Raw genomic sequence first — 1,085 nt, 5'->3', positions numbered from 1 at the left:
AACAACATCCCCCTGCTGGTCTTCCCGGCGGACACCTTCGCCTCCCGCCAGCCGGACCCGGTGCTCCAGCAGCTGGAGCAGAGCAGCAGCCTGGCCGTCTCCACCAACGACGCGTTCAAGCCCGTGTGCAAGTACTGGGACCGCGTCACCCGGCCCGAGCAGGTCATGACCGCCCTCATCAACGCCATGCGGGTTCTCACCGACCCCGCCGAAACCGGCGCGTGCTGCATCGCCCTGCCCCAGGACGTGGAGGGCGAGAGCTATGACTTCCCCACCTACTTCTTTGAAAAGCGGGTCCACCGCATCACCCGGCCCGTGGCCGTGGAGGAGGAGCTGGAGGACATCGCCGCGATCATCGCCGGTGCGAAAAAGCCCCTGGTGATCGTGGGCGGCGGCGTGCGGTACTCCGGCGCCGGCGAGGTGGTGGAGAGCTTCTGCCAGGAGTTCGGCATCCCCTTCGGCGAGACCCAGGCGGGCAAGAGCGCCTGCAAATCCAGCCATCCCATGTGCCTGGGCGGCATCGGCGTCACGGGAACCTACGCCTCCAACCACATTGCCAAGGACGCCGACGTGGTGATTGCCATCGGCTCCCGGATGTCCGACTTCACCACCAGCTCCAAGCGGCTCTATCAGCATGAGGGCGTGAAATTCGTCACCATCAACAACTGCCGGTTCCACGCCTACAAAATGGACGCGGTAAAGGCCGTGGGCGACGCGAAGGTCACCGTTCAGGCCCTGGCAGAGAAGCTCCGGGCCAAGGGCTGGAAGTCCGCCTACACCAACGAGATTCTTGATGCTAAGGCCGTCTGGGCCAAGGAGATGGAGCGCCTGGGGTCCATCGAGTACACTGGGGACGACTTCGATCCCATCATCAAGGCCCGGGACCCCCGGACGGTGCCCGAGTTTGTGAAGCTGACCAACGGCAAGATCACCCAGACCGCCGCTCTAGCGGCCATCCGGCGGGTCATCGACGCCGACGCCACCATCATCACCGCCGGCGGGTCCCTGCCCAGCTGCATGCAGCGGATGTGGACCACCGACAAGCGGGGCGGCTATCACGCCGAGTACGGCTATTCCTGCATGGG

General features: G+C 65.3%; 1 pseudogene. It reads left to right on the top strand.

Annotation, left to right across the window (positions count from 1 at the left end):
* Positions 1-1,085 (top strand): annotated as a pseudogene (locus JX325_RS17530) (thiamine pyrophosphate-binding protein); the annotation flags it as partial.

The sequence above is a fragment of the Oscillibacter sp. CU971 genome (assembly GCF_905219725.1).
Taxonomy (GTDB): domain Bacteria; phylum Bacillota; class Clostridia; order Oscillospirales; family Oscillospiraceae; genus Oscillibacter.
This window is presented reverse-complemented; position numbering and strand designations above follow the sequence as displayed.